This is a genomic window from Candidatus Neptunochlamydia vexilliferae, from assembly GCF_015356785.1.
In the GTDB taxonomy this organism is placed as follows: domain Bacteria; phylum Chlamydiota; class Chlamydiia; order Chlamydiales; family Simkaniaceae; genus Neptunichlamydia; species Neptunichlamydia vexilliferae.
Genome location: NZ_JAAEJV010000080.1, coordinates 1 through 6,131 on the forward strand (window position 1 = coordinate 1; position 6,131 = coordinate 6,131).

At 46.8% G+C, this 6,131-nt stretch carries 5 protein-coding genes and 2 pseudogenes; 4 read left to right on the plus strand and 3 right to left on the minus strand.

Features of this window, described 5'->3' with window-relative positions; translation table 11 throughout:
• Window positions 1-157: 157 nt before the first annotated feature.
• Window positions 158-460, plus strand: a pseudogene (gene tnpA / locus NEPTK9_RS08820) (IS200/IS605 family transposase); the annotation flags it as partial.
• Between the two features lie 25 nt (window positions 461-485).
• Here tnpA and NEPTK9_RS08825 read toward each other — a convergent pair.
• Complete coding sequence (locus NEPTK9_RS08825; protein WP_194848467.1) at window positions 486-638, minus strand: AAA family ATPase; 153 nt, start codon at window positions 636-638, stop codon at window positions 486-488.
• Window positions 639-702: 64 nt separating this feature from the next.
• Between NEPTK9_RS08825 and rnhC the strand changes: the two genes are divergently transcribed.
• The 3 genes from rnhC to NEPTK9_RS08840 are packed head-to-tail and all read left to right on the plus strand — an operon-like array spanning window position 703 to window position 4,082.
• Window positions 703-1,593: a ribonuclease HIII gene (gene rnhC / locus NEPTK9_RS08830; RefSeq protein ID WP_194848468.1), complete on the plus strand. Its 891-nt coding sequence runs from the start codon at window positions 703-705 to the stop codon at window positions 1,591-1,593.
• Window positions 1,590-3,170, plus strand: a complete 1,581-nt coding sequence (locus tag NEPTK9_RS08835) for a DNA repair protein RecN (RefSeq protein WP_194848469.1) — start codon at window positions 1,590-1,592, stop codon at window positions 3,168-3,170. The genes rnhC and NEPTK9_RS08835 overlap by 4 nt, the downstream gene beginning before the upstream one ends.
• Window positions 3,171-3,185: 15 nt before the next feature.
• The gene (locus NEPTK9_RS08840) at window positions 3,186-4,082 is read left to right on the plus strand and encodes a DUF6268 family outer membrane beta-barrel protein (protein WP_194848470.1); all 897 of its coding nucleotides are present in this window, start codon (window positions 3,186-3,188) and stop codon (window positions 4,080-4,082) included.
• Here NEPTK9_RS08840 and NEPTK9_RS08845 read toward each other — a convergent pair.
• A complete protein-coding gene (locus NEPTK9_RS08845; RefSeq protein WP_194848471.1) occupies window positions 4,079-4,912 on the minus strand; it encodes a hypothetical protein in 834 nt (277 codons plus the stop codon). The two genes, NEPTK9_RS08840 and NEPTK9_RS08845, sit on opposite strands and share 4 nt — an antisense overlap.
• A 321-nt stretch (window positions 4,913-5,233) precedes the next feature.
• A pseudogene (locus tag NEPTK9_RS08850) lies at window positions 5,234-6,131 on the minus strand (hypothetical protein); the annotation flags it as partial.

The window sequence follows — 6,131 nt, forward strand, 5'->3', positions numbered from 1 at the left end:
AGGAGCTGGGCAAAAATAACTTATACATTTCTGCAACCATAACATCTTCATCTGCTTTGTTGCAACTCCTTGAAAGCTAATAAGCTTCCTGCGGATTTGCGCCGCGCAGCTAAAGCGCTATGGCACCAGAAATGCATGAGTTATTTTTGCCCAGCTCCTAAGAGAAATCTTCCAAAAGGTCTGCCAAGATTTTCAAGCAGAGCTTATAGAATTTGAAGGAGAGTACGATCATGTACCTCTACTTATTAACTACCCCCCAAAGGTTGCTATCTCTAACTTAGTTAACTCTTTAAAAGGCGTTTCTTCCCGGCTTATTCGAAAAAAAGGATATCCTTCAGTTCAAAAGGCATTATGGGGCAATAACTTTTGGTCCCCAAGTTATTTTGCTGGTAGTTGCGGAGGAGCTCCTATCTCAATAATCAGGCAATATATCGAAAACCAGCAAAAACCAATAGAATGAGTATTTTGCGCCTTTCATCTCGGCCCTAAAGGACCGAGTATTCTTGTGTCCTAATGATAAAATAGTACTCTCCCCGCTTAAGCAGCTCATGGGCAAGCCCTGTCTTATCAACATAGGCATATCCCCCAATAATAATTTTTTTAATGCTTTGGATCCCTATAGGAAGTTTTTTCTTCATGCCCCTTATTCTATCACCCATCCCAATTGCGCTCAATTTAAAACTCCAGTATAGTCCATAGAATATGAACAAACCAGCAAATTTTATTACCGAGATTGACCTCTCCCTTGCCCCGAAACTCAAAAAAGATCTCGAGGAGCAAGGGTTTACCCTAGCCCAACCTGCCTACACCCTCTTTCAGGCAAAGAAGACAGGCGTTTCTTGCACCCTTTATGAGTCGGGAAAACTCATGGTTCAAGGAAAGGGAAAGGATGACTTTATCTCCTACTACCTCGAGCCAGAAATTCTCGGCAACGTCTCCTACACCTACCCCGAAACAGTCGCCAACACCACCCCCCATATCGGCGTTGACGAAGCGGGCAAAGGAGATGTTTTCGGCCCCCTTTGTGTCGCCGCCCTCTATGCCAACTCCGACCAGATCCACGCCCTGATCAAGATGGGGATCCGCGACAGTAAACGGCTCACCGATGCTACCATCATCAAACTTGCCGATAAGATCAAAAAAGAGTGTGACCATGCGATCATTCAGATCTTTCCCAAACGTTACAACGAGCTCTATAGCCAGTTTAAAAACCTCAACCACCTCCTTGCCTGGGGACATGCGACAGCGATCGAAGAAATCGTCGAAAAAACAAGCTGCAAGTCGGTCATTATCGATCAATTTGCAAGTGAGCATGTGGTCGAATCGGCCCTCAAGCGGAAAGCACTTGAGGTGGACCTCTGCCAGCGCCACCGCGGAGAAGAAGATGTTGTCGTTGCTGGCGCTTCGATCCTTGCCCGCGCTGCCTTTGTCCGGGGGATCGACAAGCTCTCCGAAGAGTTTAACCTCACCCTTCCCAAAGGGGCCTCCCCAAAAGTCGTTGCAGCGGGGCGGAAATTCCTCAGCACCCATGGGGAAGAACACCTCCACTGGGTCGCCAAACTCCATTTCAAGACGATCCAGGAGTTTTCGTGATCAAAACCCTTACTCTCGACTCCTTTGTCTTGATCGACCAGGCAACGCTGACCTTCGATGGAGGCTTCCATGTCCTCACCGGAGAGACAGGAGCGGGAAAAACCCTCCTCATCCAAGCGATCCACCTCCTCACGGGCCAAAAGGTGAGTAGCGATCTCATCCGCGCCGGGAAGGAGAAAGCGGTCATTGAAGCCACCTTTGAGATCGAAAAACTCCCCGCTCTCCATACAGTTCTCGAAGAAGCTGGCGTTGTATTCGATAAAGAGGAAGACCTGATCATCAAGCGGGAGGTTTTTCGGAGTGCGAAAAACCAGATCTTCATCAATGCGCAGCGGGTTCCCCTCGCTCTCCTTGCCACCCTCGGCCCCCACCTGTTAGAGCTCGTCGGGCAAAATAGTGCCCATACCCTCAGGCAAAGTGAGACCCAACGCAAGCTCCTCGACCTCTATGGCGATTTAGAGGAAGAGGTCGCCCATTTTTTCACCTCTTACCAAGAGGCCAAAGAGCTCGAAGAGCTCTTAAAAGAAAGAAGAGACCCTGTCGAACTCGAGCGGTTAAAATGGGAGCTTGAGGAGTGGGAGACCTTTGGCTACGTTGCAGGAGAGGAGGAGACCCTCTTTGAAGAGTATAAAAAGCTCGCCGACTCCGAGCAAGAAACCAAGGGACTAAATGCCATTCAGGAAGGGCTTGAGCACCCCTCCCTTTTGCCCACACTGACCCAGTTCCAAAAGCTCAGCAAAAACTCCGAGCTTATCGACCTTCTAAAAAGCGCCGTTTGCCAACTCCAAGAGGCCTCTTTTTTAACCTCTAAGCTTCTCGACGATGCTGACTACTCCCCTGCCCGCTACGAGGAGCTCGAAGAGCGGCTTACCACCCTCAATCGGCTCAAGAAAAAATACCAGCCCGAAGATATTCCCACCTACTTAGAAGCGCTCCGAGAAAAAATCGATCGCCTCGAGCACCAAGATGAACGGCTCGCCGCTGCCAAAGAAAAACTCTTTGTCAAACAAGAAGAAAACCGCCTCCTTGCAAAGGCGCTCACCAAAAAGCGGCAACAAGCCTCAAAAACCTTAAAAGAAAAGCTCACCGCAGAGCTTCTCTCCCTAAACTTCCCCCACGCAAAAGTGGTCATCGAACTCTCGTCCAAAGAACTTGGCCCCACAGGTGGGGACCAAGTGACCTTTTCCCTTGCCGCCAACCAGGGAGAGGCGCCCGCTTCCCTTTCTAACCAGACCAGCGGCGGCGAAGTGGCCCGCTTCCTTTTTGCCCTAAAAATCCTCCTCGCAGAAAAGGGCGCGCTGCCTACCCTCGTCTTTGACGAAATCGACGCCAATATAGGGGGAGAAACCGCCTCCCTTGTGGGGCAAAAACTCCAAATGCTCGGAAAGCAAACCCAAGTCCTTGTCATCACCCACTTCCCCCAAGTGGCCCGCTATGCTAACCACCACCTCCAGATCGCCAAAAAAGAGAAAGAGGGGCGGACTCTGACCGAGATCCGGAACCTCGAAAAATCAGAACGAGAGGGAGAGCTTTTGCGGATGGTTGGAGGCATTGCCTTGCAAAATTTAGCCCCTTAAAGGTATTAGAACCTTATGAAGTGGTTACTTTTTTTGCTCTTCCCTCTACTCCTTCAAGCGGTTAACTATACCCTGGCGACCGACTACTGCTTTATCCACCGAAAAGAGCGGGTCTACATCGACGGCTACTTTGCCGCTGTGGGCGGAGCTGATATCGACAAAAAAGGCTTTCGAGGATCGGACCTCCACTACTCCGAAGGGGCCGGCGCCATCTTCATCAATGCCTACCCCGCCGAAGACCATGCTCTCTCCTTTGAGTTTGGCTATGGACACATGCGACTCGACTGGGACAAAAACCCCGCCTTTAACCAGAAGAACTTTAACGATGCCGTCTTCTCCATTGCCTACATCACCACCACCATTCCCGACTGGCGCTGGGTGGTCAACCTCGGCGTCCAAGCCAACCTCGACCGCTTTAATATGGGGAACAACGCTTTTTATCGGGGAACAGTCTGGGGACGTTTGGCCTATAGCCGCCCCATCGGCCTTCACATTGGTGTTGTGGGACAATCGGGTGTCAAAAGCACCTACCTGTTCCCCATCCTGGGTTTTGACTGGTCCTTTCATGAAAAGTGGCAGCTCCGAGCGATCTTCCCCCTCGACTTTTCTCTCAACTACTATTTTGCCAAGCACTGGTCAGCAGCTTTGAGCTATAGCAATTTTGGGGGATGGTACCGCTCCTTTCACCGGGTGAGCAAGCGGGCTGCCGATCCCAACTCGATGGTCTCGGTCCATGCAACAGGTCTTGATCTGGGGATCAACCTCAACACCCGCTACGTCTACGTTGGGGTCTTTGGGGGCGTCAACTTTGGCGGCTGGATCCTCCTCCGCAACCGGCACGGGGCCAAGCCCCGCTACTTCCACTACGATCCAGCTGGCTACGTCGGCGCTAAAGCTGCCCTGAAGTTTTAAGCAAAGAGCGCTTTTATCTGATCTTCTTGCGAAAGAACCTGCGAACTAGAGCTGCTACTGCTGCTGGAATTGCTGCTACTAATATTGTTTAGCGGTTTAATAAGTTCCTTTGTCACGAACTTATCGTAGAAAAACTTTCTTCTTCCATTGCTAAGCCCATACCAATAGCTAGAATCTATTTCTTTGAACAGGCGGTAAAAGTAATGGATCTGCAGGGAATTGTTGTCTCTTGTATCCAAGAGCTCTTTGAAATCGTTGCTATTAGGGTCATAGTACAAAGGATTTCCTGTCTTATAAACAATAATACCATCACTATTGATGAATTGATCGACTTGTTCTTTGTAATTATTCTCAAGAGGGAAGGGCCAGTATTGATTCTTGGGGCTGTAGTAGTTCCATTGATACAAATGCCGTGGGTTGACCTTATCAAGAGTTTTAAAACCTCTTTCCATTAACTTAGCATAAAAGGGGTGAAAATGCTTATTAAACTCGGCAAAAGCTTTTCCTTCAACATTGTTCATTTCGATTTTATTTAGGACTTTATTAAAAGTTATATCTGGTTCAAGCTGTTTGAAACAAATATGTGATAAATTGATTGGGGCATCAATTAGATCAGGTGATAAGACGAGTTGTAGAGTGGAATCCATTTCAACATTATAACCAACATTAGCTTGTGTACACTTAAAAGAACACTTAGGTTTTTGATTTTTCTGATACTCCACAAGCAACCCTGCAAAGCGCGAGCGGGTTTCAATATCTTCTATACTTGAAAACCTAAAAGTGTTCTTTTGGGTCTCTGTTTCTATGTAAGAGCTGTAAATCTGTCCCACCAGCTCAAGCTTATTCTCTTTGTTCTCTATGCAATCTAAAAGCTCTTTGTAAATTGGCTGATTGTCTAAAAACTTTTTTTCTTTGATTTGGTATTGTGCAAGAAGGATTTTAAATACCTGGGGAGTACTTTCTTCAGGAACTTTAGAGTTATATAGACATTCTTTAAAAAAATCATTAGCTTTATTGGGGTTATCTTTTAACCAAAATGCAAGCTCTTGATCGACTGGCTCAGTTCCTTTATGGCGTGTCAGGAATTAGCCTAAACCCCTCTGCGCGTGTGTTTGCGTTTCTCTTCCAAATTTCTTAGCAAAATGACTTTTTTAACCATTCATCGACATCGCGTTCTTTGATTTTTTCAAAAGCTGTTTGTACAAGGGCTTCACTCCTACTCGGCTAGCCATAGATAAAATTAAACGGCCCATGGGCTTTGGCCCCCTCTCACTTATGTTTTTATGTTTTCCAAATAGTGATTCTACGATCTCAGATGAGCCGATGAGATGCTTTCCTTCCGGTATTTTATTACCCTGTTCCTCAATAAAGTCTACCAAGTCACAAGCAAATTTGTCAGCGCGTGGACTAATATCTATCTTTACCAAGCAATCTGCAAATTCCTCATGGCATTCCAACCAAAGACCTTTTTTCCGCACAAAATCCCTGCCAACTCTGCCTATATCAACTAGTTCTTTCCAGTGTTTCAGTTCTCCCTCATATTCTTTTAGCCAGCTTAGTCTTTCTCGCTCTTTTTGAGAAAGGTTCCTATAACGCTCTAACTGACCAAACCCCCAATCAACAAGAACATCAACATTATGATACCGTGCTTTCGATCGTTGATTTGGTGGAGCTATATTTGAGTACTCCGTGAGCTGTACCTGTTTTTTGAAATCAGCACATTTCTTCTTGAATTCATTCCACAGCTCATCTTCTTTGAGAAGGTGTTCATAAAGCCGGGCTATTTTATGAGGCGCATCATAAATATCAATTACTTCAGGGTGAACTTCACAGAAACGCCTTCCTCCACACCGAAGGTCTGATCCAAGGTCTTTTACAATGGCTAACGGTGGAATCCCATGATTTGCCTTCAATATTGTCTCAAACTCCGTTTCTATGAGACCGCCGTTAGGGAGTGTAAAAATAACTGTGTAAATGGAATGTTGAATGAGAGATAATAGCCTTTCACTCAATAGAAAAAAGGCCGGAACGTAGAATACGTGGAGGCCA